Source organism: Streptococcus parasanguinis, from assembly GCF_023109675.1.
GTDB lineage: Bacteria > Bacillota > Bacilli > Lactobacillales > Streptococcaceae > Streptococcus > Streptococcus parasanguinis_I.
In genome coordinates, this window is sequence record NZ_JALDUR010000002.1 from 233,920 (window position 1) to 260,872 (window position 26,953).

At 42.5% G+C, this 26,953-nt stretch carries 25 protein-coding genes and 3 tRNA genes; 18 read left to right on the top strand and 10 right to left on the bottom strand.

The window, feature by feature from the left end:
- Positions 1–64: 64 nt before the first annotated feature.
- Positions 65–709: a glycerol-3-phosphate 1-O-acyltransferase PlsY gene (gene plsY, locus M1G14_RS02765; protein ID WP_024055815.1), complete on the bottom strand. Its 645-nt coding sequence runs from the start codon at positions 707–709 to the stop codon at positions 65–67.
- Between the two features lie 187 nt (positions 710–896).
- Here plsY and parE point away from each other — a divergent pair, with 187 nt between their 5' ends.
- The 9 genes from parE (at position 897) to M1G14_RS02810 (ending at position 9,935) form a co-directional block, all read left to right on the top strand.
- Positions 897–2,846 carry a DNA topoisomerase IV subunit B gene (gene parE / locus M1G14_RS02770; RefSeq protein WP_049522553.1) on the top strand — a complete coding sequence of 650 codons (1,950 nt, stop codon included), beginning with the start codon at positions 897–899 and terminating at the stop codon, positions 2,844–2,846.
- Positions 2,847–2,901: 55 nt separating this feature from the next.
- Positions 2,902–3,720 (top strand): aminoglycoside 6-adenylyltransferase, encoded by an 819-nt coding sequence (locus tag M1G14_RS02775; protein WP_049522552.1) that lies wholly within the window; start codon positions 2,902–2,904, stop codon positions 3,718–3,720.
- 172 nt (positions 3,721–3,892) lie between these two features.
- On the top strand, positions 3,893–6,346 hold the full coding sequence (parC, locus tag M1G14_RS02780) for a DNA topoisomerase IV subunit A (RefSeq protein ID WP_049522570.1): 2,454 nt from the start codon (positions 3,893–3,895) through the stop codon (positions 6,344–6,346).
- Positions 6,347–6,521: 175 nt separating this feature from the next.
- On the top strand, positions 6,522–7,544 hold the full coding sequence (locus M1G14_RS02785; protein ID WP_049522551.1) for a branched-chain amino acid aminotransferase: 1,023 nt from the start codon (positions 6,522–6,524) through the stop codon (positions 7,542–7,544).
- 234 nt (positions 7,545–7,778) lie between these two features.
- The gene (locus M1G14_RS02790) at positions 7,779–8,009 is read left to right on the top strand and encodes a DUF2969 domain-containing protein (protein ID WP_021153135.1); all 231 of its coding nucleotides are present in this window, start codon (positions 7,779–7,781) and stop codon (positions 8,007–8,009) included.
- 52 nt (positions 8,010–8,061) lie between these two features.
- A tRNA-Tyr gene (locus tag M1G14_RS02795) sits at positions 8,062–8,142 on the top strand.
- A gap of 49 nt (positions 8,143–8,191) precedes the next feature.
- Positions 8,192–8,263, top strand: a tRNA-Gln gene (locus tag M1G14_RS02800).
- 168 nt (positions 8,264–8,431) lie between these two features.
- Entirely contained in the window at positions 8,432–9,631 is a 1,200-nt protein-coding gene (gene rpsA / locus M1G14_RS02805) for a 30S ribosomal protein S1 (protein WP_003011990.1), read from the top strand.
- A gap of 232 nt (positions 9,632–9,863) precedes the next feature.
- Positions 9,864–9,935 (top strand) — tRNA-Arg (locus M1G14_RS02810).
- 88 nt (positions 9,936–10,023) lie between these two features.
- Here M1G14_RS02810 and M1G14_RS02815 read toward each other — a convergent pair.
- On the bottom strand, positions 10,024–11,010 hold the full coding sequence (locus M1G14_RS02815; protein ID WP_023918022.1) for an L-lactate dehydrogenase: 987 nt from the start codon (positions 11,008–11,010) through the stop codon (positions 10,024–10,026).
- Between the two features lie 198 nt (positions 11,011–11,208).
- On the opposite strand from M1G14_RS02815, the gene gyrA reads away from it, so the two are divergent.
- The 4 genes from gyrA to radC all read left to right on the top strand — a co-directional run bounded on the left by gyrA (position 11,209) and on the right by radC (position 15,614).
- A complete protein-coding gene (gyrA, locus tag M1G14_RS02820; RefSeq protein ID WP_247926251.1) occupies positions 11,209–13,665 on the top strand; it encodes a DNA gyrase subunit A in 2,457 nt (818 codons plus the stop codon).
- A 13-nt stretch (positions 13,666–13,678) separates the two neighbouring features.
- On the top strand, positions 13,679–14,422 hold the full coding sequence (locus M1G14_RS02825; RefSeq protein WP_003007173.1) for a class A sortase: 744 nt from the start codon (positions 13,679–13,681) through the stop codon (positions 14,420–14,422).
- A 175-nt stretch (positions 14,423–14,597) separates the two neighbouring features.
- Positions 14,598–14,876 (top strand): hypothetical protein, encoded by a 279-nt coding sequence (locus M1G14_RS02830; protein ID WP_003003299.1) that lies wholly within the window; start codon positions 14,598–14,600, stop codon positions 14,874–14,876.
- A gap of 54 nt (positions 14,877–14,930) precedes the next feature.
- A complete protein-coding gene (gene radC, locus M1G14_RS02835; RefSeq protein ID WP_045759397.1) occupies positions 14,931–15,614 on the top strand; it encodes a RadC family protein in 684 nt (227 codons plus the stop codon).
- Between the two features lie 202 nt (positions 15,615–15,816).
- Here the strand turns inward: radC and M1G14_RS02840 are convergent, their stop codons facing one another.
- The 6 genes from M1G14_RS02840 to M1G14_RS02865 form a co-directional block, all read right to left on the bottom strand.
- Positions 15,817–16,464: a redox-sensing transcriptional repressor Rex gene (locus tag M1G14_RS02840; protein WP_003007178.1), complete on the bottom strand. Its 648-nt coding sequence runs from the start codon at positions 16,462–16,464 to the stop codon at positions 15,817–15,819.
- Between the two features lie 129 nt (positions 16,465–16,593).
- A complete protein-coding gene (locus M1G14_RS02845) occupies positions 16,594–16,809 on the bottom strand; it encodes a DUF4649 family protein (RefSeq protein WP_049484051.1) in 216 nt (71 codons plus the stop codon).
- 1 nt (position 16,810) lies between these two features.
- Positions 16,811–17,158: a DUF1831 domain-containing protein gene (locus M1G14_RS02850; RefSeq protein ID WP_009730974.1), complete on the bottom strand. Its 348-nt coding sequence runs from the start codon at positions 17,156–17,158 to the stop codon at positions 16,811–16,813.
- 9 nt (positions 17,159–17,167) lie between these two features.
- The gene (locus M1G14_RS02855) at positions 17,168–18,280 is read right to left on the bottom strand and encodes a cysteine desulfurase family protein (protein ID WP_049485620.1); all 1,113 of its coding nucleotides are present in this window, start codon (positions 18,278–18,280) and stop codon (positions 17,168–17,170) included.
- Between the two features lie 9 nt (positions 18,281–18,289).
- Complete coding sequence (locus M1G14_RS02860; protein WP_003007186.1) at positions 18,290–19,246, bottom strand: ribose-phosphate diphosphokinase; 957 nt, start codon at positions 19,244–19,246, stop codon at positions 18,290–18,292.
- Positions 19,247–19,318: 72 nt separating this feature from the next.
- Positions 19,319–19,876 (bottom strand): CYTH domain-containing protein, encoded by a 558-nt coding sequence (locus M1G14_RS02865; RefSeq protein ID WP_049523196.1) that lies wholly within the window; start codon positions 19,874–19,876, stop codon positions 19,319–19,321.
- Positions 19,877–19,970: 94 nt separating this feature from the next.
- Here M1G14_RS02865 and yjbM point away from each other — a divergent pair, with 94 nt between their 5' ends.
- The 5 genes from yjbM to mutY all read left to right on the top strand — a co-directional run bounded on the left by yjbM (position 19,971) and on the right by mutY (position 24,577).
- Positions 19,971–20,642 (top strand): GTP diphosphokinase, encoded by a 672-nt coding sequence (gene yjbM / locus M1G14_RS02870; protein ID WP_009730977.1) that lies wholly within the window; start codon positions 19,971–19,973, stop codon positions 20,640–20,642.
- Positions 20,626–21,444 (top strand): NAD kinase, encoded by an 819-nt coding sequence (locus M1G14_RS02875; protein ID WP_282184817.1) that lies wholly within the window; start codon positions 20,626–20,628, stop codon positions 21,442–21,444. The genes yjbM and M1G14_RS02875 overlap by 17 nt, the downstream gene beginning before the upstream one ends.
- Positions 21,441–22,334, top strand: a complete 894-nt coding sequence (locus tag M1G14_RS02880) for an RluA family pseudouridine synthase (protein WP_049484048.1) — start codon at positions 21,441–21,443, stop codon at positions 22,332–22,334. Before M1G14_RS02875 ends, M1G14_RS02880 begins: the two co-directional genes overlap by 4 nt.
- A gap of 21 nt (positions 22,335–22,355) precedes the next feature.
- Positions 22,356–23,330 (top strand): phosphate acetyltransferase, encoded by a 975-nt coding sequence (pta, locus tag M1G14_RS02885; RefSeq protein WP_049484047.1) that lies wholly within the window; start codon positions 22,356–22,358, stop codon positions 23,328–23,330.
- Between the two features lie 92 nt (positions 23,331–23,422).
- Positions 23,423–24,577, top strand: coding sequence for an A/G-specific adenine glycosylase (gene mutY / locus M1G14_RS02890; RefSeq protein ID WP_049484046.1), 1,155 nt, complete (start codon positions 23,423–23,425; stop codon positions 24,575–24,577).
- 27 nt (positions 24,578–24,604) lie between these two features.
- Here the strand turns inward: mutY and M1G14_RS02895 are convergent, their stop codons facing one another.
- A complete protein-coding gene (locus tag M1G14_RS02895; protein ID WP_023918049.1) occupies positions 24,605–24,952 on the bottom strand; it encodes a DUF6568 family protein in 348 nt (115 codons plus the stop codon).
- Positions 24,953–25,208: 256 nt separating this feature from the next.
- Complete coding sequence (locus M1G14_RS02900; protein ID WP_049499034.1) at positions 25,209–26,924, bottom strand: phospho-sugar mutase; 1,716 nt, start codon at positions 26,922–26,924, stop codon at positions 25,209–25,211.
- Positions 26,925–26,953: the final 29 nt, after the last annotated feature.

The window sequence follows — 26,953 nt, forward strand, 5'->3', positions numbered from 1 at the left end:
TTTCAGAGCTTGAGAATTGTAAAATGACTTCCGTTCAAATCATAAAAAAACTAGAGCGCTTGCTCTAGTTTTTTGGTTGTTGATGGGTGATGTTCTTTCCCCAAGGGATGAGATTTTCTTTTTTCTCTTTGATCCGTTGGATATTATCCTTGTGACGAAGAATGATCAAGGTCGCTAAGGCCAAGACAATGACTGTAAAAAGTGGATCATAGTTGTGCAAGATCCATCCAGTCAAAGGGAGAAGGAGGACCGATAGAATTGCGAGTAGCGCAACGGTAACACTCGAAAACGAAATCATGCTGGTTAAATAAAGGCTGGCTACAAAATAAACAGCTAAAATGAGTAGCAGGATAGGCGAGAAACCAAGTAAAACACCAGCACTCGTCGCCACTGCTTTTCCACCCTTGAATCCAGCAAAAATTGGGAAAGTGTGCCCCAAAACGGCTAAGAGACCAAAGACCATCGGCGAGATCCCCTGAATTCCAAAGAAAGTCGGAAGGAGAACGGCCAAAGTTCCTTTCAAGAAATCAATCGTAAAGACAATGACCCCAGCTTTCTTCCCTAAAATCCGAAAGGTATTGGTCGTTCCTGTATTGCCCGAGCCATGTTCCCGTAAATTAATATGGAAAAAGATTTTCCCAATCCATAATCCCGAAGGAATGGAGCCTAACAGATAGGCTAAAATTAAAACACTTATTTCTTTTATCATACTCTCATTATATCAAAAAGCCATCGATAGAAAAAGCAATTTCTGGAGTTCAAGTGTGACATCTGAAGAAAGTGTCAAGCCAGCTTTTTTTACTGAGATATAGAAATCTCCATATAAAGAGAAAAAATTTTGCAAAATTTCCTAAAAAACTGTAATATAGAAAAGATGAACAAACAGGAGGTTCCTTGTGGCAAAAAAGGAAATCAATATTAATAATTATAATGACGATGCCATTCAGGTACTAGAAGGGTTGGATGCGGTCCGTAAACGTCCAGGGATGTATATCGGATCGACCGACGGAAATGGCTTGCATCACATGGTCTGGGAGATCGTGGATAATGCGGTCGATGAAGCCTTGTCTGGCTTTGGATCACAAATCGATGTAACGATTAATAAAGATGGTTCTCTATCGGTAGAAGACCAGGGACGTGGAATGCCGACCGGGATGCATGCTATGGGCAAACCAACCGTTGAGGTGATCTTTACGGTCCTCCACGCCGGAGGGAAGTTTGGCCAAGGAGGCTATAAGACATCTGGAGGTCTTCATGGAGTGGGATCTTCTGTCGTCAATGCCCTTTCTAGCTGGCTAGAGGTAGAAATTACGCGTGATGGAGCTGTCTACAAGCAACGTTTTGAAGATGGGGGAAAACCAGTTACGACCCTTGAAAAGATTGGCTCTGCTCCCAAGTCTAAGACAGGGACCAAGGTCACCTTCATGCCAGATCCAACCATCTTTTCAACGACGGATTTCAAATTCAATACCATTGCTGAGCGAATCAAAGAATCAGCCTTCTTGCTGAAGGACGTGACGCTGACGCTGACCGATCTCCGCAAGGAAGAAGACAACCATGTGGCCTTTCATTATGAAAATGGTGTCCAAGATTTCGTAGAGTACTTGAACGAAGACAAGGAAACTTTGACACCTGTTCTCTACTTTAGTGGCGAATCAGATGGTTTTCAGGTAGAAGTGGCCATGCAATACAATGATGGCTACTCAGATAATATCTTGTCCTTCGTTAATAATGTTCGCACTAAAGATGGGGGAACCCATGAGACGGGTCTGAAGACAGCCATTACCAAGGCTATGAACGACTATGCAAGAAAGACAGGGCTCCTCAAAGAAAAAGACAAGAATCTGGAAGGATCAGATTACCGTGAAGGTTTGTCTGCGGTTCTTTCGATCTTGGTTCCAGAAGCTCATTTGCAGTTTGAAGGACAAACCAAAGACAAATTAGGAAGTCCCTTGGCTCGTCCAGTAGTCGATAGCATTGTTTCTGATAAATTGACCTTCTTCCTCATGGAAAATGGGGAGTTGGCTTCTAATCTCATTCGTAAGGCTATTAAAGCCCGGGATGCGCGTGAAGCTGCTCGAAAAGCGAGGGATGAAAGTCGAAATGGCAAGAAGAGCAAAAAGGACAAGGGACTTTTGTCTGGTAAATTGACACCAGCCCAGTCTAAAAATCCTAAGAAAAACGAACTCTATCTGGTCGAAGGAGACTCAGCCGGCGGTTCTGCCAAACAAGGACGGGACCGGAAGTTCCAAGCGATTCTTCCACTTCGTGGGAAGGTTCTTAATACTGAGAAGGCCAATATGAGTGATATCCTCAAAAACGAGGAAATCAACACCATGATCTATACCATCGGTGCTGGAGTTGGGGCTGACTTTACGATCGAAGATGCCAACTATGACAAGATTATTATCATGACCGATGCGGATACGGATGGTGCCCACATTCAGACCTTGCTCCTAACTTTCTTCTATCGCTATATGCGTCCCTTGGTCGAAGCAGGACGTGTCTATATCGCCATGCCTCCTCTTTACAAGATGTCTAAAGGCAAAGGGAAGAAAGAAGAAGTGGCTTATGCCTGGACAGATAGCGAATTAGAGGAGTTGCGTCGGACCTTTGGCCGTGGAGCAACCCTCCAACGTTACAAAGGGTTGGGGGAAATGAATGCGGATCAGCTTTGGGAAACCACCATGAATCCAGAGACCCGTACCTTGATCCGTGTCACCATTGATGATCTAGCTCGTGCAGAACGCCGTGTCTCCGTCCTCATGGGCGATAAAGCGGCCCCTCGCCGCCAATGGATCGAAGATAACGTTAAGTTTACCTTGGAAGAAAATACGGTATTTTAATTACTTTCTACTATAAAAAAAATAAGCCGTAATGTAGAAATGTTAAGGAATCGACATGAGAACTGAGACAGAAATGATGGCCCTGATCTTGCAGATAGCCGAATCCTTGCAAGTGGAAGCAGTGGCCTTATCCGGATCGAGGATCAATCCACATTCCCAAAAAGACGAGTTTCAAGATTATGATGTGGTCTATATTGTTGATGATCTGGAAGACCTGATTTCAGATTTATCATGGTTGGACCAGTTTGGTAAACGTATCATTGAGCAAGAAGTTACTCTTGGGCACCGACGACTTTACCTCATGCTCTTTGAAGATGGAAATCGCATTGATTTGACCCTCTGTCCCAAGGAGTCTATCCAAGAGTGGGTGGATAGCGAGGCTGGTTTCAAAGTTTTAAAAGACGACAACGGTTTGTTTGAAGCCTATCAGCCTAATCTGAAGCGCTATTGGACCTGTCCGCCTACCGAAGAAGAATTTGTAGCATCCTGCAATGAATTTTGGTGGGTATCGGCTTATGTTGTCAAGGCCATTCGAAGAAATCAGCTTATCTATGCGACCGACCACCTCTATGGCATTTGTCAGCAAGAACTCCTCAAGGTCTTAGCTTGGCTGGTGACAAGCGATAGGGGAGTAGTTGATATCGGAAAGAACTACAAGTACCTCTTCCAGTATCTACCAGCCGGGCAAGAGAAGGAGTTCTCAGCTTTGCTTGATTTATCTAGTTTCGATAAAATCACACAGTCTTTATTTGCTACCATGGGGCTATTCGATCGAGAAGCTCAAATTCTGGCCCAAAAGATGGGGTTTACTTACGATATGGAAGTTGCAGAGAAAATGATTTCTTATGCTAAAGAGAAACTTTCTAATCGTTAATGAATCTATTTTAAACTAAAAAAATGATCCTTTGGTTGCTTGTGGTAACCGATTGCCTTTTTCTACAAAAGACTACTCAACATTCTTTGAAAGGAGTTGAACACGCCCTGAGTGCTGTGTGAAAAAGATAAATTTCTTATTTTCACTATGTATTTTACGGGCTTTGTATCTTATGTCTAATATTCAAAATATGTCCTTGGAGGACATCATGGGGGAGCGCTTTGGTCGCTACTCCAAATACATTATTCAAGAGCGGGCTCTTCCTGATATTCGGGATGGCTTGAAACCTGTACAACGGCGGATCCTTTATTCTATGAATAAGGATGGCAATACCCATGACAAAGGCTATCGCAAGTCTGCCAAGTCTGTCGGTAATATCATGGGGAATTTCCACCCTCACGGGGACAGTTCCATCTATGATGCCATGGTCCGCATGTCTCAGGACTGGAAGAACCGTGAGATCCTTGTGGAAATGCACGGAAACAATGGTTCCATGGACGGTGATCCACCAGCGGCTATGCGTTATACCGAGGCGCGCTTGTCTGAAATTGCGGGTTATCTTTTGCAAGATATCGAAAAGAATACAGTGCCTTTTGCCTGGAACTTTGACGATACAGAAAAAGAGCCAACTGTTTTGCCGGCAGCCTTTCCAAATCTCTTGGTCAATGGGGCAACAGGGATTTCAGCTGGTTATGCGACGGATATTCCACCACATAATCTTGCTGAAGTCATTGATGCCGTGGTCTACATGATTGACCATCCATCTGCCAAGGTAGACAAGCTCATGGAGTTTTTACCTGGACCTGATTTCCCAACTGGCGCCATTATCCAAGGCCGGGATGAGATTAAGAAAGCCTATGAAACTGGTAAGGGCCGAGTAGTTGTCCGATCTAAAACAGAGATCGAGCAGCTCAAGGGCGGTAAGCAGCAAATTGTGGTTACCGAGATCCCTTATGAGATCAACAAGGCTGTTTTGGTCAAGAAGATCGATGATGTTCGTGTCAACAACAAGGTGGCCGGTATCGCTGAGGTTCGGGATGAGTCTGACCGAGATGGTCTTCGTATTGCCATTGAGCTCAAAAAAGATGCCAATGCAGATTTGATTTTGAACTACTTGTTCAAGTACACAGACTTGCAGGTCAACTACAACTTCAATATGGTGGCGATTGACAATTATACCCCTCGTCAAGTGGGGATTGTACCGATTCTCTCTAGCTACATTGCACACCGTCGGGATATCATTGTCGCTCGCTCGCGCTTTGATAAGGAAAAGGCCGAACGGCGTCTCCATATCGTAGAAGGCTTGATTCGCGTCATTTCCATCCTTGATGAGGTCATCGCCTTGATCCGCGCTTCTGATAACAAGGCAGATGCTAAAGAAAACCTCAAGGTCAGCTACGATTTCACGGAAGAACAAGCTGAAGCTATCGTTACCTTGCAATTGTACCGCTTGACCAATACGGATATTGTCACCTTGGAAGAAGAGCATGCTAGTCTCAAGGAGCAAATCGCGACCTTGGCAGCCATCATTGGGGATGAACGGACTATGTTTAACCTTATGAAGAAGGAGTTGCGTGAAGTCAAGAAGCTCTTTGGGAATCAGCGTCGCAGTGAATTGCAAGACACTGCTAAAACGATCGAGATTGATACAGCCAGTCTCATTGTTGAAGAGGAAACCTTTGTCAGCGTAACCCGTGCTGGTTATATTAAACGGACCTCGCCTCGTTCTTTCAATGCCTCAACACTGGAAGAAGTCGGTAAGCGAGACGATGACGAGTTGATTTTTGTAGAGCCTGCTAAGACCACTCAGCATCTTTTACTCTTTACCAACTTGGGGAATGCCATTTATCGACCAATTCATGAATTGACAGATACCAAGTGGAAGGATATCGGAGAGCACCTCAGTCAGACCTTGACCAATTTCGAGCAAGAGGAAGAAATTCTCTTTGCGGAGATTGTCGATCAGTTTGAGGGAGTAACCTACTTTGCGGCAACTCAACAAGGACAAATCAAGCGCTTTGAACGCAAGGAATTGAGCCCATGGCGGACTTATCGTTCTAAATCGACTAAATATGCTAAGCTAAAAGACCAAGACGACCGTATCGTAGCAGTTGCGCCAGTTGTTCTTGAAGATATCATGATCATTACTAAAAATGGGTACGGGTTGCGCTTCAATATTGAGGAGGTCCCTGTCGTAGGAGCCAAAGCAGCAGGGGTCAAAGCCATTAACCTCAAAGACGGAGATCAAGTTGCTGCCGCCTTTAAGTCGACGACTCCAAGCATGTACATTCTGACCCAGCGAGGCAGTCTCAAACGGATGTTACAAGACGATATTCCTGTGACCAGTCGGGCTAAACGGGGACTACAGGTCTTGCGTGAGTTGAAAAATAAACCACACCGCGTCTTCAAGGCAGGTCCAGTCTTCACTGACCAGGGAGATTTTGATCTCTTTACGAGCCAAGATGAAGTGGTAGAACAAGATCAAATTCTTCAGATCACTTCTACAACAGGTCAGGTGACAGAAGTTGATTTGACACAATTAAGTATTTCTGAAAGAACAAGCAATGGATCCTTTGTCAACGATACCATTTCGGATCAAGAAGTTTTTTTAGCTACTATCAAATAAAAGAAAGCGTCGGTCCATTCTAGGACTGACTTTCTTTGAAAATAAATTTTCTGAAAATTGAAAATTTCTCTTGAAATTCTCATGAAATGGTGTACAATAGTGTACATAGATTGAGAAACTAAATCGACCTACATCAGATCGACAAGGAATAGAAAGAATTAAAAGGAGCACTATCATGACAGTATCACTTGATTGGGAAAACCTTGGCTTTTCATATATGAAATTACCTTATCGCTATTTGGCACATTATCGCAATGGAGCTTGGGAAAAAGGGAAATTGACAGAAGATGCGACTTTGCATTTGTCCGAATCTTCTCCAAGTTTGCATTACGGTCAGCAAGCCTTTGAAGGGTTAAAAGCCTACCGTACAAAAGACGGAAGTATCCAATTGTTCCGTCCAGATCAAAACGCCAAACGTTTGCAACGCACAGCAGATCGTTTGCTGATGCCTCAAGTACCTGTTGACATGTTTGTGGATGCTTGTAAGGCAGTGGTGAAAGCCAATGAAGAGTATGTTCCACCATATGGTACTGGAGCTACCCTTTACCTTCGTCCACTTTTGATTGGGGTTGGTGATATTATTGGTGTGCATCCAGCAGATGAGTATATCTTTACCATCTTTGCCATGCCTGTCGGTAACTATTTTAAAGGTGGTTTGGTTCCAACGAACTTCTTGATTCAAGATGAGTATGACCGTGCTGCACCAAATGGTACTGGGGCTGCAAAAGTTGGTGGGAACTACGCAGCTAGTATGTTGCCAGGTAAGATTGCGCATGATCGTAACTTCTCTGACGTGATTTATCTCGATCCAGCGACGCACACCAAGATTGAAGAAGTTGGTTCTGCAAACTTCTTTGGTATCACTGCTAATAACGAATTTGTGACGCCATTGAGTCCGTCTATTTTGCCATCGATCACCAAGTACTCTTTGCTTTACTTGGCAGAACACCGTCTTGGTATGACACCAATTGAAGGGGATGTCTTTATTAATGAGCTGGATCGCTTTGTAGAAGCAGGAGCTTGTGGTACCGCAGCTGTCATCTCTCCGATCGGAGGTGTTCAACACGGTGATGACTTCCATGTCTTCTATTCTGAAACAGAAGTAGGTCCTATCACACGTAAGCTCTATGACGAGTTGACCGGTATCCAATTTGGCGATGTCGAAGCGCCAGAAGGATGGATTGTCAAAGTCGATTAAACCGAAAGCATCTGAGATAAAAGTGTCCAGGCTTCAATGAGAACGAGTCTTAACGAAGGACGTAGTAGCTAAAGTTTCTCTTCATTCGCTTTTAGGCTCAAAAGAGTGCCGAATGACCTTTTCGGGGGTGGGAGAAAGAAGGAATTTCTAACTAAATTCTTTCTGCCCACTCCCTTTTCTCTTGCGTCATCAAGAGAATTTTTGTAAAATAGAAAAAGTGAAAAGAGGGTTGAAATGAGTAAAAAAGATAAGAAAATTGAGATTCAAATCGTTGATAGTAAAGTAACCGTCGGAAAAGACACTTTTGATGGATTCACTTTGTCCATTGGCAAGAAAACGATTGGTGAAATTGCAGACATGGGTGGGCAATTTGCCATTATCAAAAATGGAAATGTGGATTCTCTTTACAAAAAACTTGAAAAAGCCGTTGAAATTTTGATAGAAAATTATAATTTGAATAAATAAGGGCTTGCAATCATAATAAATCAATGGTATAATAGATCCTGTTGATTTATATGGAGAGATAGCGAAGAGGCTAAACGCGGCGGACTGTAAATCCGCTCCTTCGGGTTCGGGGGTTCGAATCCCTCTCTCTCCATTAGCGTTCATTGTGACGATGATAAAGTGACTATTGTCAGCGCTCTTTTTGGGGTATAGCCAAGCGGTAAGGCAAGGGACTTTGACTCCCTCATGCGTTGGTTCGAATCCAGCTACCCCAGTTCTTAGGTAATATCAGATAAGTGATAAAATATCTATCCAGGTATTTTATTTCTTTATAGGATGAGTCGTTAAAGATTGTAGTTGATCTCATTGCGAGTGCTTGCTTAGGAAAAATAATTATAAGTATGTCAAGTTTTAGAAAACTTGATTGTTGGAGGATTTTTTAGATGAATGAATTTGAAGATTTGCTAAACAGTGTTAGCCAAGTTGAACCAGGTGACGTTGTTACTGCTGAAGTATTGACAGTTGACGCGAACCAAGCTAACGTTGCAATCTCTGGAACTGGTGTCGAAGGTGTCTTGACTCTTCGCGAATTGACAAACGATCGTGATGCTGACATCAACGACTTGGTAAAACCAGGTGAAACACTTGAATTGCTTGTTCTTCGTCAAGTAGTTGGTAAAGATACTGATACAGTAACTTACCTTGTATCTAAAAAACGTTTGGAAGCTCGCAAAGCATGGGACAAATTGGTTGGACGTGAAGAAGAAGTTGTTACTGTTAAAGGAACTCGCGCTGTTAAGGGCGGACTTTCAGTAGAATTTGAAGGACTTCGTGGATTTATTCCAGCTTCAATGCTTGATACTCGTTTTGTACGTAACACTGAACGTTTCGTAGGTCAAGAATTTGATGCTAAAATCAAAGAAGTAGATCCAAAAGAAAACCGCTTTATCCTTTCACGTCGTGAAGTTGTTGAAGCTGAATCAGCTGCAGCACGCGCAGAAGTATTTGGTAAATTGAACGTTGGTGATGTCGTAACTGGTAAAGTTGCACGTATCACAAGCTTCGGTGCCTTCATCGACCTTGGTGGTGTTGATGGATTGGTTCACTTGACAGAATTGTCACACGAACGCAACGTATCACCTAAATCAGTAGTAACTGTCGGTGAAGAAATCCAAGTGAAAGTTCTTGACTTGAACGAAGAAGAAGGTCGTGTATCACTTTCATTGAAAGCTACAACACCTGGACCTTGGGATGGCGTAGAACAAAAATTGGCTGCTGGTGATGTTATCGAAGGAACTGTTAAACGTTTGACTGACTTCGGTGCATTCGTTGAAGTATTGCCAGGTATCGACGGACTTGTACACATCTCACAAATTTCACACAAACGTGTTGAAAATCCAAAAGATGTTCTTAAAGTTGGACAAGAAGTAACTGTTAAAGTTCTTGAAGTAAATGCTGCAGATGAACGTGTATCACTTTCTATCAAAGCTCTTGAAGAACGTCCAGCTCAAGAAGAAGGCGAAAAACAAGAAAAACGTCAATCTCGCCCACGTCGTCCAAAACAAGAAAAACGTGACTTTGATCTTCCAGAAACTCAAACTGGATTCTCAATGGCTGACTTGTTTGGCGATATCGAATTGTAATATTCAAAAGAGGCTGGGACAAAAGTCCTAGCCTCTCAATTATTTTTGGATTGTCGAGCAAGACGCAGTGGTTGAGTGGGGCTCTACTACGCTGATTTCATCAGCTTTTACAGCCCTACTCAACTGTGCGGAGGTGGGACGACGAAATCGAATTCTAACGAATTACCGATTTCTGTCCCACTCTCTTTTTTACTTGTAAAATTTTTGAAAATTTGATATACTATAACAGTTGCCACCCTTAGTGTAATGGATATCACGTAAGATTCCGGTTCTTGAGATGGGGGTTCGATTCCCTCAGGGTGGAAAGAAAAAAGGTTGAGAACTCTCAGCCTTTTTTGTTCGTTTCAAAGCTCAAAAAAGACTCTCAAAGTATGAGAGTCTTTTTAATTGAATTAGTTGATTGAAGCTTCTTGGAATTCAGGGTTTTTCCATGCTTCATCAATGATTGCTTGCAATTCATCAGCAGAAGCTTTCATTTTTTGTTGTTCTGCATCGTTCAATGGGATGTTCACTGGACGTACAATACCGTGTGCACCTACGATGGCAGGTTGACCGATAAAGACGTTGCTAACACCATATTGACCTTCTTGGAATACAGAAAGTGGAAGTACTGCATTTTCATCATCAAGGATTGCTTTAGTGATACGAGCAAGGGCAACAGCGATACCGTAGTATGTAGCACCTTTTTTGTTGATGATGGTGTAAGCAGCATCACGAACACCTTCGAACAATTCGATCAATTCAGTTTCTTGAACGTTTTGAGTGTCTTTAAGGAATTCTTCAAGGTTTACACCAGCGATGTTAGCGTGTGACCATACAGCGAATTCTGAGTCTCCATGTTCACCCATGATGTAGGCGTGCACTGAACGAGCATCAACGTCCAATTTTTCAGCAAGTGCTTGACGGAAACGAGCTGAGTCAAGAGAAGTACCAGAACCGATAACGCGTTCTTTAGGGAATCCTGAGAATTTCCATGTAGAGTATGTCAAAACGTCAACTGGGTTAGCAGCTACAAGGAAGATACCGTTAAATCCTGATTCAATAACTTGTGTTACGATTGATTTGTTAATGGCAAGGTTTTTACCAACAAGATCAAGGCGAGTTTCACCTGGTTTTTGAGGAGCACCTGCAGTAATTACAACAAGGTCAGCATCCGCACAGTCAGCGTACTCAGCCGCATAGATCTTCTTAGGTGAAGTGAAGGCAAGGGCGTGGCTAAGGTCAAGCGCATCTCCGACAGCTTTTTCGTGCAATTGAGGAATTTCGATAATTCCAAGCTCTTGTGCAATTCCTTGGTTGACAAGTGCAAATGCATAAGATGAACCTACGGCACCGTCACCGACAAGGATAACTTTTTTGTGTTGTTTAGTCAAATCCATGAGTCTAAACGTCTCCTTCATTTTTTTTTGAGATAGATTCTCATACGACTTCATTCTACCACTTTTGAAAGTCTTTGTCATCTGAAACAGTATGAATCCTTGATGTAAACGTTTTTACGTTTGTGTTCCTAAGAAGAAAAATAGGCTAAAATGTGTTATAATAGTATGGTGAATTAAGTAAAGAGAGGCATTTTTTGAATGCAGGATAATAATCTAATTGATGTGAATTTAACATCAGAAATGAAGACGAGTTTTATCGATTATGCGATGAGTGTTATCGTAGCTCGTGCCCTTCCTGATGTTCGTGATGGTTTGAAACCTGTTCACCGTCGTATTTTGTATGGAATGAATGAATTGGGTGTTACGCCAGATAAACCACATAAGAAGTCAGCCCGTATCACAGGGGATGTTATGGGTAAATACCACCCACACGGGGACTCCTCGATTTATGAAGCCATGGTTCGGATGGCGCAATGGTGGAGTTACCGTTACATGTTAGTGGATGGCCATGGTAACTTTGGTTCTATGGACGGTGATGGCGCCGCTGCACAACGGTATACCGAAGCTCGTATGAGTAAGATTGCTCTTGAAATGCTGCGGGATATCAACAAAAATACAGTTGATTTCGCTGATAACTATGATGCCAGCGAGCGTGAACCTTTGGTCTTACCTGCACGTTTTCCTAATCTTCTTGTCAATGGTGCTACAGGGATTGCCGTTGGGATGGCAACCAATATTCCTCCACACAATCTGGGAGAAACCATTGATGCAGTGAAGCTGATGATGGATAATCCTGAGGTAACGACCCGTGAACTCATGGAAGTTCTTCCTGGTCCAGATTTTCCGACAGGTGCTTTGGTCATGGGGAAATCAGGTATCCACAAAGCCTATGAAACCGGAAAAGGATCAATCGTTCTTCGTTCTCGTACAGAGATTGAAGTAACCAAGAGTGGCCGTGAACGGATTGTTGTCACTGAGTTCCCTTATATGGTCAATAAAACCAAGGTGCACGAGCACATCGTTCGCTTGGTGCAAGAAAAACGGATCGAAGGGATTACAGCTGTACGTGATGAATCAAACCGTGAGGGGGTTCGTTTTGTGATTGAGGTCCGCCGAGATGCTTCGGCTAACGTTATTTTGAACAATCTCTTTAAAATGACACAAATGCAAACCAATTTTGGATTCAATATGTTGGCGATCCAAAATGGTGTTCCAAAGATTCTTTCTCTTCGCCAAATTTTAGGTGCTTATATTGAGCACCAGAAAGAAGTGGTGACTCGCCGGACTATCTTTGATAAAGAAAAAGCGGAAGCACGTGCCCATATTTTAGAAGGTTTGCTCATTGCCTTGGATCACATCGATGAAGTGATCCGGATTATCCGCAATAGCCAGACAGACGCTGAAGCACAAGCTGAATTGATGGCTAAATTCAAGCTTTCTGAACGTCAAAGCCAAGCTATTTTGGACATGCGTCTTCGTCGTTTGACCGGTTTGGAACGAGACAAGATCCAAAGTGAATACGATGATTTGGTTGCCTTGATTGCTGATTTGGCTGATATTTTGGCGAAACCAGAACGTGTGGCGACCATCATCAAGGAAGAACTGGAAGAAGTCAAACGCAAGTTTGGCGATGCTCGCCGAACTGAGTTGATGATCGGAGAAGTCCTTTCTCTTGAAGATGAGGACTTGATTGAAGAAACAGATGTCTTGATCACCCTTTCTAACAAAGGCTACATCAAACGTTTGGACCAAGCGGAATTTACGGCTCAAAAACGTGGTGGACGTGGGGTTCAAGGAACTGGTGTCAAAGATGATGACTTTGTCCGTGAATTGGTCTCTACGAGCACCCATGATCACTTGCTCTTCTTTACCAATAAGGGACGTGTCTATCGTCTGAAAGGTTATGAGATTCCAGAATATGGCCGGACAGCTAAAGGATTACCAATCGTCAATCTCTTAAAATTGGACGAAGGTGAATCGATTCAAACCATTATCAATGTGGAGCAAGACCGCAGTGACGAAGCTTATCTCTTCTTTACGACGCGACAAGGTTTAGTTAAGCGGACCAATGTAGCTGAATTTTCAAATATTCGTCAGAACGGTCTCAAAGCTCTGAATCTGCGTGATGAGGATGAATTGATCAATGTCTTCCTTACAGATGGCAATGCTGACGTCATTATCGGTACCAAGTATGGTTATTCTGTCCGCTTTAATGAGGCTGTAGTCCGCAATATGGGACGTTCTGCCACAGGTGTACGTGGTGTGAATCTCCGTGAAGGAGACAAGGTTGTTGGGGCTAGTGTCGTTACGGATCAAGATGAAGTATTGATCATCACTGAAAAAGGGTATGGTAAGCGTACAATGGCTAGCGAATACCCAACCAAAGGCCGTGGTGGTAAAGGTATCAAAACAGCCAATATTACAGAGAAAAATGGTCCTTTAGCTGGTCTTTTAACCGTTAAAGGGGATGAAGATCTGATGATCATTACCGATACCGGAGTTATGATCCGGATAGGTGTGGCTAACATTTCTCAAACGGGTCGTTCAACTCAGGGTGTGAAAGTCATGAGACTGGATCAGGATGCGAAAATTGTGACCTTTACAACAGTCCAGCCCGATGAAAAAGATGAAGAAGTAGTGGAAGAAAACGAATAGATAAGGGGACAGCATGTCACGCAAAAGAAAAAAGAAAAAGAGTTTACGCAATACTCTTATCAACATCGTTGCAACACTTTTGATTATTCTCTCGCTTCTCTTGATTTTCAATGCTCCGATCCGAAATATGATTATGGTTTGGCATACCAACCAATACCAGGTTAGCAAGGTCGATAAAAAGACTATTGATAAAAACAAAGAAGTGAAGACGAGCTTTGATTTCCAACATGTCCAGTCACTCTCGACAGAGGCCGTGATCAATGCCCAATGGCAGGCTCAAAAACTTCCTGTAATTGGGGGAATTTCGATTCCTGAATTGAACATGAACCTTCCAATTTTTAAAGGACTCGAAAACGTAGCCCTTTACTATGGAGCAGGGACTATGAAGGAAAACCAAGTCATGGGACAAGGCAATTATTCTCTTGCTAGTCACCACGTATTTGGCCTTACTGGAGCAAATGCCATGTTATTCTCACCATTAGAGAAAGCCAAGGCGGGAATGAAGATTTACATCACGGACAAAGAAAAAATCTATACTTATGTCATCTCGTCTGTTGAGACAGTGACTCCAGACCGTGTAGATGTGATTCAAGATCGTGAAGGCGTCAATGAGATCACCTTGGTGACCTGTGAGGATGCTGCAGCGACTTACCGTACGATTGTAAAAGGGAATTTGGAAACTTCTGTTGACTATGACAAGGCTCCAAAAGACATCCTGGATTCATTCAGCAAGACTTATAATCAAATGCAACTTTAAGAAAATAAAGCCCATGGCAGAGATGCCAGGGCTTTTTCTATGTAGGAAGCAAAACTAGGAGAAATTCTTGTAAAATTGTAAGAGATTGGTAATATTATGTAAGGAATTTGTCATAACATTAAGGGAAAATCAGTATATAATAAGAGGAGAAAGAGTATGATAAGGAGGTAGAATAGTGACAAAAGAGCGAATTTACCATCTCTTGCATCATTTCTATAATCTCTTAGTAAACGATTTTCCACGAAATGGTTTAATTACGAAAGGAATCTATGAAGTAGAGCAGGTCTACCAAGCTTTAGAGGCCATTCCTCAGAGCCAGGAGTACTTGATTCGCTGTGAAATTCAACAGTTTTTAAAAGAGCTTGAACAAGTTCAAACAGGTTACCAGATCCGCTTTAATAAAGATGAAGTCTTAGTGTTAGATGATTTGAAGCAAGAAATTGCCTGTAAATAATGCAAGGTCGTCGTTTTCTCTATTTATTACGAATTAATAAGTGAGGAGGAAATTATGTACGACATATCATTTATTGAACCATCTTTGCTTCCTAGAGAACGTTTGGTTTCTGAAGGGGTAGATAAGCTGAGTCATCAAGAATTGCTATCCATTCTCTTACGGACAGGCAATAAGAAAAAAAGCGTTTATGAGATTGCACAAGGTCTTTTGAGTTCGGTTAATAGTTTAAAGGAGTTAAGTCAATTAACTCTAGAGGAGCTACAGGAAATCTCAGGTATTGGCCGGGTGAAGGCCATCGAACTTCAGGCTGTGATTGAGTTTGGACGAAGGATTCATAAAGACGAATTGATGAGTTCTGAACAGATCATGAGCAGCCAGAAATTGGCCCATAAAATTCAACAGGAAATCGGCCATAAGAAACAGGAGCACCTGGTTGCCCTCTATTTAAATACGCAGAATGAAATTATTCATCAGCAGACCATTTTTATTGGAACCGTGAATCGAAGTATTGCGGAGCCACGTGAAATCCTGCATTATGCACTGAAGCACATGGCAACCTCTATCATCTTGGCTCACAATCATCCATCTGGTGCCGTATTTCCCAGTAAAAATGATGATGAAGTAACGCAACGAGTTTTAGAGGCCTGTGAAGTGATGGGTTTAACCCTATTGGATCACTTGATTGTATCTGAAGAAAACTATTATAGTTACCGTGAAGAGACAGATTATTTGGTATAAAAAAGAGAGTGGGACAGAAATCAGTAATTCGTTAGAATTCGATTTCGTCGTCCCACCTCCGCACAGTTGAGTAGGGCTGTAAAAGCTGATGAAATCAGCGTAGTAGAGCCCACTCAACCACTGCGTCTTGCTCGACAATCCAAAAATAATTGAGAGGCTAGGATTTTTGTCCCAGCCTCTTTTCTTGTTAATGTATAAATCTTTATTCTTCGTTTTTTCGCATGAAATAAAGGAGTGTTTGCAATTCACTAGTGAGATCGACATATTGGACAACAACGTCTTTAGGAACTGTCAGATGAACCGGAGAAAAGCTTAGAATTCCTTTGACACCGGCATCTACTAAAAGACTAGCAACTTCCTGCGCTTTAATACTTGGGACAGTTAAAATTGCTGTTTGAATGTCTTCTTGTTTGAGCTTTTCTTTGATCGTAGAAATCCCATAAATGGGGATCCCATCCTTACTTTTGGTATTAATCAGTTCATGATCATCTACATCAAAAGCCATGACAATTTTCATCTTATTGCGTTCATGGAAGCGATAATTGAGGAGCGCACTTCCCATATTTCCGATCCCCACAATAGCGACATTGGTAATGGCATTATCATTTAAAAGATCGGCAAAGAAGTTCATCAGTTTTTTTACGTCATAACCAAATCCCCGTCTTCCTAATTCACCAAAATAAGAAAAATCTCGGCGAACGGTAGCAGAGTCAATCCCAATTGCATCAGCAATTTGCTTGGAATTGGCGCGCTCTATTTTTTCAGAGTTAAAGCGTTTAAAAATGCGGTAGTAGAGCGATAAGCGTTTTGCTGTTGCGCGTGGAATTGGAGTATTTTTATCATGTTTCACAATATCACAACCTTTCCCTCTTATTGTATAGGAAGATTGTGAAAAAATCAACTATCTAGAGCGGTTTTTCAAAAATATTTTTGTCTAAAGAAAAAGCTGATGGCGATGGAGAGTTCCATCAGCATCAGCTTAGTTTTCAGCTTGTTCTACCTTTTTCAAAAAAGCATAGAGTCCATCGACTCGCCCTGTATAGGGGAGCTTTTTCCCCTTGTATTCAATGGATACGATTGAGTAAGAGTCAGGCAAGGTTACACAGCCTGAAAAAGCTAGAATGCAGGCTGCAAGGTTGGGATAAGTAGTTGTTCGTTCTACTTGGTAAGCGTCGATATAAGTTAAGGTTACCATATTAGGCCTCTGTTTTGTTGAAAATTTCTCTTTCGACAAGACTATCCATTAAGAAATAGAATTTTTGTTGGATAATGTCATTTTCTGGATTTTTAAAGATATTAACCAGGCGAAGTCCAGACTTGTCTGTAATATTGATCTTAAAACCTGTCAAATCTTTATTGAAAATAATTTTAAGTAGGAAGCCTTCGCCGCTATTTGGAACGGCTTCGAGCAAACGATTTAACTCGTAATTTCCAACTTTTGTAACAGCGAATGTATTGTCACGTAAGGTATATTTTTTAACATTTGGGTGTAGACTATAGGTATATTTGCAGTCTTTCAATGAAACACTTGTTTCAAAAGCCATATTGTTCTCCTATAATAAAATTTCTTTAAGTTTTGTGAGGAAGTCTTGGACCTCCTCTATGGTATTGAGTTCTGAAAAACTAATTCGAAGGGATTCTTTTAGGCGTGAGCTATCTTTTCCATAGAGCGCCTCAAGGACATGGCTGGGTTGAACTGTACCAGCGGTACAAGCAGAACCTGTAGAGACAGAAATTCCAGCAAGATCGAGTCGCATCAGTAAAACGTCATTTTGGAAACCCGGAAAGCCAAGGTTCCAAACAAATGGAAGATGATCGTCATTCGCATTTACGTAGTAGTCGTAGGCTGCTAAACCATTGACTAGCTCTTGGCCGAGTTTTTGAACCTGGTTGAAATTTTCTTCTTGATGAAGTGTAGCTTGCTGAAGCGCGGTTGCCATCCCGACAATAGAAATAAGATTTTCCGTGCTGGCTCTCATCTTACTTTCCTGATCCCCACCATGGATGAGATTATCAAAATCTGGGACGGCTGCATAAAGGAAGCCGACTCCCTTTGGTCCGTGGAATTTGTGGGCAGAAGCACTGAGAAAATCAATTCCCAACTCTTCGGGATAGACAGGGACCTTTCCGATTGCTTGGACCGCATCAACGTGAAAGGCAGCTGGATGATCTTTTAAGAATTCTCCGATTTTTTTAATCGGTAGAAGATCGCCTGTCTCGTTATTGGCAAACATGGTAGAGACAAGAATGGTATCCGGTCTAAGTGCAGCCTTGATATCACTAGCCTGAATGCGTCCATCTCTTGGTTGGACGATCGTAACTTCAAATCCGAAACGTTCTACAAGGTATTCGATGGGTTCGAGAACCGCATGGTGTTCCAAAGCGGTCGTAATGATGTGTTTGCCATCTGCTTGGTGTTTCAAGCAGTAGCCTTTTATAACGGTATTATTACTTTCTGATCCACCTGAAGTGAAGAAAATACGATTTGGAAGAGTATGGAGAGACTGAGCAATCTGCTCGCGAGATTCTCGGAGGAGTTTACTAGCCATCCGTCCATGAGCATGAAGGCTCGATGGATTTCCAAAAGTGGTCTTCATAGTTTCAGACATTTTATCAATGACTTCAGGTAGAAGGGGAGTTGTTGCGGCATTATCAAAATATATCACATTAAGACCTTATTTCTTGTGGTAGGCAAATAGAGGACTAACAGGTTTTCTTTCTTGAATGCGAACAATAGCTTCAGCGATCAGTTCGCTAGCTGTTAGATAGTTAATATTTTTTGGTGTTGGTCCATTTGGAGCAACAGAATCGGTTACTAAGATTTCTTTGATCGGAGCTTGGTCTAATAATTCAACAGCTCCTTTTACAAATAAACCATGGCTTGATACAGCATAAATTTCAGTAGCACCTTCGCGTTCGACGATTTTCGCAGCTTCTGAGAATGTCTTACCAGTATTGAGGATATCGTCAATCAAGATCGCTTTCTTATCTTTGACATCCCCGATAATATAGCCATAATCACGGTTTGCATCATCTTGCTCGTAATCAATGATCGCAATCGGTGCATCAAGATATTCAGCTAAACTACGAGCCCGTTTAACACCTGAGTTTTTAGGGCTGACGACTACAACATCAGGACCAGTTAGACCTTTGTTGATGTAGTGCTCTGCAAAAAGTGGAATGGTAAAGAGGTTATCTACGGCAATATCGAAGAAACCTTGAACTTGCACTGCATGGAGATCCAGTGTGACGACGCGATCCACCCCAGCTTTGACCAACATGTTTGCGACGAGCTTAGCTGTGATTGGTTCGCGAGGAGCAGCAGTTCGGTCTTGGCGAGCATAGCCAAAATAAGGCATGACCACATTGACGGTGTTTGCGCTAGCCCGTTGGCAAGCATCCACCATGATTAACAATTCCATCAAGTGATTGTTAACAGGAAAACTGGTTGATTGAATGATATAAATATCATATCCACGAACACTTTCCTCAATATTGACTTGGATTTCACCATCTGAAAACTGACGGGATGAAATTTTCCCAAGTGGAACCCCAGCATGATCCGCGATTTTTTGCGCAATCTCTGGGTTTGAATTGAGAGAGAAGAGCTTCATATTTTTTTTATCTGACATGTGATTCCAACCTCATTTAGATTTTTAATCTTAGCACTATTTTAGCAAAAATTTGCGATAATTTCAGCTATTTTACAATCTTTCCGCTAATCTAGCGATTTTATTTTTTGCTGCTTTGTAGACGATTCCATGCTCTTTGATGAACTGATGGAAATTTTCTTCCTGCTCAGCAGTTTCGACCTCGATTTCTAATTCATAATCTTCAGTGTCTAAATAGAGACTGTGGTCTAGTGCCACCAATCCTGCAGCTGTTTCTTTTTCGAAGCGTTCTGTTGTTAGGCTTCCCCAGACAGCGAGTTGCTCAACAGGGATTTCTTTAGATATCAAGAGGTTTTTGATTTCCCCGTCAGGAAACTGTTGGTGTTGAAGGATCGCTTCGGTTTCTTCTGGGCTGAGGTCTTGATTGTACTCGAAATGGCCAACTGCTTCAGGAACCTTGAGAGTCAATTCAGCTTGATCTGTGAAAGTACGCACCCGCAAAGCCATTTTTTCCTTACGCATGAGCTGGTCGGGGGTATCGATATAGTGATTGGTTTGGACAACCAATTCTGTATCAGCAAAAAGTGGAAGGAGGGATTGGTATTCCTCCTTATCTAGCAAGGTTTTGTATTCAATTTCTAAATGGTTCATTTGTAGTCCTTTGCTTTTTTTCGAAAGCGATTCATGATATAATAAGATATGTGTTTATTGTATACAAAAATGGTTCAGATTACAAGGTGGTAGGATGGCAATTGATTGGGAAAACTTCTTAGATCCTTATATCCAAGCAGTTGGGGAATTAAAAATCAAACTGCGTGGGATTCGTAAGCAATATCGTAAGCAACAAAAGCATTCTCCAATTGAGTTTGTCACAGGACGGGTCAAGCCGATTGAGAGCATCCGCGAAAAGATGATCCGAAGAAATATTTCTGAAGAAAATTTGGCTCAGGATATGCAAGATATTGCTGGTCTTCGCATCATGGTCCAGTTCGTAGATGACGTCGAAGAGATCCTAGAGGTTCTGAGACAACGGCAGGATATGCACGTGGTCCAAGAGCGAGACTACATCCGCCATAAGAAATCAAGTGGCTACCGGAGTTACCACGTTGTGGTCGAGTACCCGGTCGATACCATTGATGGAAATGAAACGATCTTAGCAGAGATTCAAATTCGGACTTTGTCCATGAATTTTTGGGCAACCATTGAACACTCGCTCAATTATAAATATAAAGGAGACTTTCCAGACGAGATCAAAAAACGCTTAGAGACGACAGCAAACCTGGCTTATCTCTTGGATGAAGAGATGGGGGCAATTCGGGATGCGATTCAGGAGGCTCAAGCCCTGTTTGATCCACTTCATCGTAAGTTAAATGATGGCGTTGGAAATAGTGATGACACAGATGAAGACTACAGGTAAAAAAGTATCCATTATTCGCAATCGCAAGCGTCAAAGTGAAGAGGTTTTTCAGCAGTTGCGCTACAAGCTTAGGAAAAATAATTTTATTTTGACGGAGAAGCATCCGGATATTGTGATTTCAATTGGTGGTGATGGGATGTTGCTATCAGCCTTTCACAAGTATGAACACCAGTTGGATCGAGTTCGCTTTGTTGGCGTCCATACCGGACACTTAGGATTCTATACGGATTACTTAGATAGTGAAATCGATAAGCTGGTTGAGAACTTAAAATATGATACTGGAGCCAAGGTTTCCTACCCCATTTTGAATGTCAAGATCACTTTTGACAATGGGGAAACCCGTACCATGAGAGCCTTGAATGAAGCAACAATCAAGAGAAGCGACCGGACCATGGTTGCCGATCTTACCATCAATGGAGTTGATTTTGAGCGCTTTAGAGGAGACGGCATTACAGTTTCGACTCCTACAGGAAGTACGGCCTACAACAAATCCTTGGGAGGAGCAGTCCTTCACCCAACTATTGAGGCGCTGCAGATTGCGGAAATTGCCAGTCTCAACAACCGTGTTTATCGTACCTTGGGTTCTTCTGTTATTGTCCCTAAAAAGGATAAGATCGAGATTACACCGACGCGTCCTGGCTTCCACATTATCTCTGTCGACAATTCAACCTATTCTTACCGCAATATTGCAAAGGTAGAATACCAGATCGACAACCATAAGATTAATTTCGTGGCAAGCTCCAGTCATACCAGTTTCTGGAATCGGGTCAAGGATGCCTTTATCGGAGATGATAGAGAATGAGATTTGAATTCATTGTCGATGAGCATGTCAAGGTCAAGACTTTTCTGAAAAAACACGAGGTTTCTAAGGGGCTCTTAGCAAAGATTAAGTTTCGTGGTGGCAAGATCCTTGTCAATGGACGTCCGGAGAATGCGATTTATTTGTTGGATATTGGGGATCGCTTGGTCATTGATATTCCAGCAGAAGAAGGGTTCGAAACTCTAAAACCCATGGATCGGCCTTTGGATATTTTGTTTGAAGATGATCATTTTTTGGTCTTAAACAAACCCTTTGGGATCGCATCGATTCCAAGTGCGATTCATTCCAATACCTTAGCCAATTTTGTAAAGGGCTACTATGTGAAGCAGGGCTACGAGAACCAGCAGGTTCACATTGTTACTCGTTTGGACAAGGATACAAGTGGCGTTATGCTCTTTGCCAAACATGGCTATGCCCATGCTCGCTTGGATAAGCAATTGCAGTCTAAAACGATTCAGAAACGCTATTATGCCTTGGTCAAGGGATCTGGGAAGCTTGATCCTGTCGGAGAGATTATTGCTCCGATTGCGCGTGATGAAGATTCAATTATCACCCGAAAGGTAGCTAAAGGTGGCAAGTATGCTCATACAAGCTACCAGGTTGTTCAATCTTTTGGTGATATTCACCTAGTGGTTATTCAGTTACACACAGGTCGAACCCACCAGATCCGCGTTCATTTTTCCCATATTGGTTTTCCGCTCTTGGGAGATGATCTCTATGGCGGAAGTTTAGAAGACGGCATTGAGCGCCAAGCCCTTCATTGTCATCGTCTATCCTATTATCATCCATTTCTTGAGGAAGAATTGGTCATAGAAAGTCCACTGCCTCCAGATTTCCAAGCTGTATTAACACAGCTTCAAACTAGTTATTAATTATTAAAAGGAGTAAAACTCATGGAAGTTTTCGAAAATCTCAAAGCCAACCTCGTTGGTAAGAATGCACGTATTGTATTACCAGAAGGTGAAGAGCCTCGTATTCTCCAAGCGACCAAACGCCTTGTAAAGGAGACAGAGGTAACCCCTGTTTTGCTTGGTAATCCGGATAAAATTCGGATTTACCTTGAAATTGAAGGGGTTTTGGATGGATATGAAGTCATTGATCCGCATTCTTATCCAGGTTTTGAAGAGATGGTAGCTTCCTTGGTAGATCGTCGTAAGGGAAAAATGACAGAAGAAGAAGCACGTCAAATCTTGAAAGACGATGTCAACTACTTTGGTGTCATGTTGGTACATCTGGGAATCGTTGATGGGATGGTGTCAGGTGCGATTCACTCAACAGCTGCAACGGTTCGTCCAGCTCTTCAAATTATTAAAACTCGTCCAAATGTCAAACGGACTTCTGGTGCCTTCCTTATGGTACGTGGATCCGAACGCTACTTGTTCGGGGATTGTGCCATCAACATTAATCCAGATGCTGAAGGCTTGGCTGAAATCGCCATCAACTCTGCTATCACAGCTAAGATGTTTGGCATTGATCCAAAAATTGCCATGTTGAGCTATTCAACCAAAGGCTCTGGTTTTGGGGAAAGTGTTGATAAGGTTGTTGAAGCGACTAAGCTTGCTCATGAACTTCGTCCAGACCTTGAAATTGATGGGGAATTGCAATTTGACGCAGCCTTTGTCCCAGCAACTGCAGCCTTGAAGGCTCCAGGAAGCAAGGTGGCAGGACAAGCCAATGTCTTTATCTTCCCTGGTATTGAGGCAGGTAACATTGGATACAAGATGGCTGAACGTTTGGGTGGGTTTGCAGCGGTAGGTCCTGTCTTGCAAGGGTTGAACAAACCAGTGAACGACCTCTCTCGTGGCTGTAATTCAGATGACGTGTACAAATTGACCTTGATTACAGCGGCACAAGCAGTAGAACAATAAGAATGATTGAAAGGCTCAGGATGATCTTGAGCCTTTTTCTTTATAAAATCAGAATTTCTAAACTCTAAGCCGTTCTATGGTATACTAGGAATATGATGGATTTAAAAGATTACGGGATTATCATGTGGGAGGATGAAAAAATTGCTTCCTTCCGAGAAAAGTTATTAGCCTGGTATGATGCCAATAAACGGGATCTCCCCTGGAGAAGGACCCAGGATCCTTATAAAATTTGGATCTCAGAGATTATGCTCCAGCAGACACGTGTCGATACGGTTATTCCCTATTATGAGCGCTTTCTGGACTGGTTTCCAACTGTCGCTGATTTGGCTCAAGCTCCTGAAGAAAGGCTCTTAAAAGCATGGGAAGGCTTGGGCTATTACTCAAGGGTTCGCAACATGCAGAAAGCTGCTCAGCAGATGATGGAAGATCACGGTGGTGTGTTTCCATCAAGCTATGAGGCTATCTCAAAACTTAAGGGAATTGGGCCTTATACAGCTGGTGCCATTGCTAGTATTGCCTTTGGATTAGCAGAGCCAGCAGTAGATGGCAATGTCATGCGTGTTCTATCCCGTTTGTTTGAAGTGGACTACGATATCGGAGTTCCGACCAATCGCAAGATTTTTCAAACCATGATGGAAATCTTGATCGATCCGGCCCGGCCGGGTGATTTTAATCAGGCTTTGATGGATTTGGGATCCGATATTGAATCGCCAGTCAATCCACGGCCGGAAGAGAGTCCTGTTAAGGAGTTTAGTGCGTCCTACCAACATGGGACCATGGATCGTTATCCCATCAAGGCTCCTAAGAAGAAACCTGTACCTGTCTATCTAACAGCTTTTATTATCAAGGATAGTCAAGGCCGCTACTTGCTGGAGAAAAATGAGCGAGAAGGGCTTTTATCTGGTTTTTGGCATTTCCCCTTGATTGAAGTGGATGGCCTATCTGAGAACCTAGGTCAATTATCCCTACTGAATGGGCAAGGTCATGCAGAAGTCAACCCAGAAATTCTTTCCTTTGAACAAGACTATGACTTGGCTATTGAATGGCAGGACAGATCGTATCCTATCGTCCAGCATGTCTTTTCGCATCGCAAGTGGCAGGTTCAACTTCGTTACGGCCTAGTAAAAGAAGGAGAGCAACCAGCAAGTGAATCGACTGTTTGGTTAACACCAGAAGAATTTTCGGACTATCCTTTTGCTAAACCCCAGCAAAAGATTTGGACGACTTTTACGGAAAATGAAAAATAGCTAGAGATTATTCTCTAGCTATTTTTTTTATAGATGAGCGAATGCTTTGATTTCTTCTTCAGACATGGATGAGTCGCAACGAACACTGACTTCACCAGATTCGACATGTAAAAATCCTGGGACAGTTGGGATGCCGTAAGTTGAGCGGAAGGCTTGTAATGCGTCTAGCTGACTTGGTTCTTCACTATTAATAAAATAGATATGAGCTTTTGTTTCAGCTACGACAGTTGCTAATTTAGCAGCGAACTTCCGGCAGTAAGGGCAAGTCTTGCGTCCGATAAAGAAGGTCGCTGTTTCTTTTTGATCGATCGCTTCTTGCGCACGCGCGACAGTTGTGACTTCAAGATCTTTAATATCTTCTAAAAATTGTTCCATGAGATTACCTCGCTTTCTTCTATGTCTAGTATGCCATATTTTCTATAAAATCGCTGGTATTTGCTACGAAAGAAAGAGAGAGTGGGACAGAAATCGGTTATCGTTAGAATTCGATTTCGTCGTCCCACCTCCGCACAGTTGAGTAGGGCTGTAAAAGCTGATGAAATCAGCGTAGTAGAGCCCACTCAACCACTGCGTCTTGCTCAACAATCAAAAAATAATTGAGAGGCTAGGACTTTTGTCCCAGCCTCATGTTTTAGCCTACAAAAGCATTGATTTCTGCTTCGATATTCGCAATTTTTTCTTTAGCATCTGCTTCAGATTCACCAACTGTGGCGATGTAGAATTTGATTTTTGGTTCTGTACCTGAAGGACGAACGGCAAACCATGAATCATCAGCCAAGATGTATTTAAGAACGTTGCTTGGAGGAGTTGTCAATTTTTCAACGCCGTCAGCAGTAGTAGCTGTTTGTTCCAAGAAGTCTTCTGTCTTAGCAATGTCTGTGTTGTTAAATTGTTTAGGAGCATTGCCACGGAATTTATCCATAATTTTCTTGATTTCAGCAGCCCCGTCCACACCTGAAAGGGTAACAGAGATGGTTTTTTCTGCGAAGTAACCGTATTGTTTGTAGATTTCTTCGATACCATCTGCCAAAGTCATACCACGTGAGCGGTAGTAAGCTGCGATTTCAGCAACGATAAGAACGGCTTGGATAGCGTCTTTGTCACGTACGAATGGTTTGATCAGGTAACCGAAGCTTTCTTCGAAACCAAGCATGTAAGTGTGGTTGTGTTGTGTTTCAAATTCATGGATTTTTTCACCGATAAATTTGAAACCAGTCAAGACGTTAAACATAGTTGCGCCGTAGCTTTCTGCAATCTTAGTCACCAACTCAGTTGATACGATTGATTTACAGAGGGCAGCATTGGCAGGAAGGGTACCAGCTGTTTTGTGAGCTTCAAGAATGTATTTAGCAATGATCGCTCCGATTTGGTTACCAGAAAGGTTGAGGTAAGAACCATCTGGTTGGCGGATTTCAACACCAAGGCGGTCAGCATCTGGGTCAGTTGCAACCAATACATCAGCGTCTACTTTGCGGCCAAGTTCTTCAGCAAGAGCAAAGGCAGCTTGGTTTTCAGGGTTTGGAGATTTAACAGTTGAGAAGTCAGCATCTGGAACGGCTTGAGCCTCAACAACTTGAACAGCTTCAAATCCAGCTTGGGCAAGAGCACGACGAGCCAACATTTCACCAGTACCATGAAGTGGTGTGTAGACAATCTTCATGTCGCGACCGTATTCATTGATCAAGTCTTGGTTGATGTTAACGCCTTTCACTTCTTTCAAGTATTCAGCGTCGACGTTTTCACCGATAACTTCAATCAAGCCACTAGCTTTGCTTTCTTCAAGGTCAGCCAATTGTACAGTGAAAGGATTTTCGATAGCACGGATGTAATCTGTCAAAGCATCGGCATCTGCAGGTGGCATTTGTCCACCGTCTTCACCATATACCTTATATCCATTAAACGGAGCAGGGTTGTGGCTAGCGGTTACCATAATCCCAGCAAATGTGTGGAGATGACGAACAGCAAATGACAATTCAGGTGTTGGACGTAGGCTTTCAAATACATAAGATTTGATTCCGTGTGCAGCCAAAACTTGAGCAGATTCAAAAGCAAACTCAGGAGAGAAGTGACGGCTGTCGTAGGCGATCGCAACACCGCGTTTCTTCGCTTCCTCACCTTTTGAGTCGATTAATTGGGCCAACCCTTCAGTTGCTTGGCGAACAACATAGATATTAATACGGTTGGTACCAGCACCGATTAATCCACGCATACCAGCTGTACCGAATTCAAGGTTGGTATAGAAGGCATCTTCTTTTGTTTTTTCATCCATTGCGACCAACTCATCACGAAGGTAAGCTGGTAATTCAGCAAAGTCGAGCCATTTTTGGTAGTTTTCTTGATAGGTCATGCAAGCGTCTCCTTTTTGCTTATAATTTA

What these genes read in the sequence shown, in the direction of transcription:
- M1G14_RS02850 (WP_009730974.1), bottom strand. Translation starts at nt 17,158, where the DNA reads ATGGCTTTTGAAACAAGTGTTTCATTGAAAGACTGCAAATATACCTAT.
- M1G14_RS02790 (WP_021153135.1), top strand. Translation starts at nt 7,779, where the DNA reads ATGAGTAAAAAAGATAAGAAAATTGAGATTCAAATCGTTGATAGTAAA.
- M1G14_RS02880 (WP_049484048.1), top strand. Translation starts at nt 21,441, where the DNA reads ATGAGATTTGAATTCATTGTCGATGAGCATGTCAAGGTCAAGACTTTT.
- M1G14_RS02775 (WP_049522552.1), top strand. Translation starts at nt 2,902, where the DNA reads ATGAGAACTGAGACAGAAATGATGGCCCTGATCTTGCAGATAGCCGAA.
- mutY (WP_049484046.1), top strand. Translation starts at nt 23,423, where the DNA reads ATGATGGATTTAAAAGATTACGGGATTATCATGTGGGAGGATGAAAAA.
- M1G14_RS02845 (WP_049484051.1), bottom strand. Translation starts at nt 16,809, where the DNA reads ATGGTAACCTTAACTTATATCGACGCTTACCAAGTAGAACGAACAACT.
- plsY (WP_024055815.1), bottom strand. Translation starts at nt 709, where the DNA reads ATGATAAAAGAAATAAGTGTTTTAATTTTAGCCTATCTGTTAGGCTCC.
- gyrA (WP_247926251.1), top strand. Translation starts at nt 11,209, where the DNA reads ATGCAGGATAATAATCTAATTGATGTGAATTTAACATCAGAAATGAAG.
- M1G14_RS02875 (WP_282184817.1), top strand. Translation starts at nt 20,626, where the DNA reads ATGAAGACTACAGGTAAAAAAGTATCCATTATTCGCAATCGCAAGCGT.
- M1G14_RS02860 (WP_003007186.1), bottom strand. Translation starts at nt 19,246, where the DNA reads ATGTCAGATAAAAAAAATATGAAGCTCTTCTCTCTCAATTCAAACCCA.
- rpsA (WP_003011990.1), top strand. Translation starts at nt 8,432, where the DNA reads ATGAATGAATTTGAAGATTTGCTAAACAGTGTTAGCCAAGTTGAACCA.
- pta (WP_049484047.1), top strand. Translation starts at nt 22,356, where the DNA reads ATGGAAGTTTTCGAAAATCTCAAAGCCAACCTCGTTGGTAAGAATGCA.
- radC (WP_045759397.1), top strand. Translation starts at nt 14,931, where the DNA reads ATGTACGACATATCATTTATTGAACCATCTTTGCTTCCTAGAGAACGT.
- M1G14_RS02785 (WP_049522551.1), top strand. Translation starts at nt 6,522, where the DNA reads ATGACAGTATCACTTGATTGGGAAAACCTTGGCTTTTCATATATGAAA.
- M1G14_RS02900 (WP_049499034.1), bottom strand. Translation starts at nt 26,924, where the DNA reads ATGACCTATCAAGAAAACTACCAAAAATGGCTCGACTTTGCTGAATTA.
- M1G14_RS02865 (WP_049523196.1), bottom strand. Translation starts at nt 19,876, where the DNA reads ATGAACCATTTAGAAATTGAATACAAAACCTTGCTAGATAAGGAGGAA.
- yjbM (WP_009730977.1), top strand. Translation starts at nt 19,971, where the DNA reads ATGGCAATTGATTGGGAAAACTTCTTAGATCCTTATATCCAAGCAGTT.
- M1G14_RS02895 (WP_023918049.1), bottom strand. Translation starts at nt 24,952, where the DNA reads ATGGAACAATTTTTAGAAGATATTAAAGATCTTGAAGTCACAACTGTC.
- M1G14_RS02825 (WP_003007173.1), top strand. Translation starts at nt 13,679, where the DNA reads ATGTCACGCAAAAGAAAAAAGAAAAAGAGTTTACGCAATACTCTTATC.
- parC (WP_049522570.1), top strand. Translation starts at nt 3,893, where the DNA reads ATGTCTAATATTCAAAATATGTCCTTGGAGGACATCATGGGGGAGCGC.
- M1G14_RS02815 (WP_023918022.1), bottom strand. Translation starts at nt 11,010, where the DNA reads ATGGATTTGACTAAACAACACAAAAAAGTTATCCTTGTCGGTGACGGT.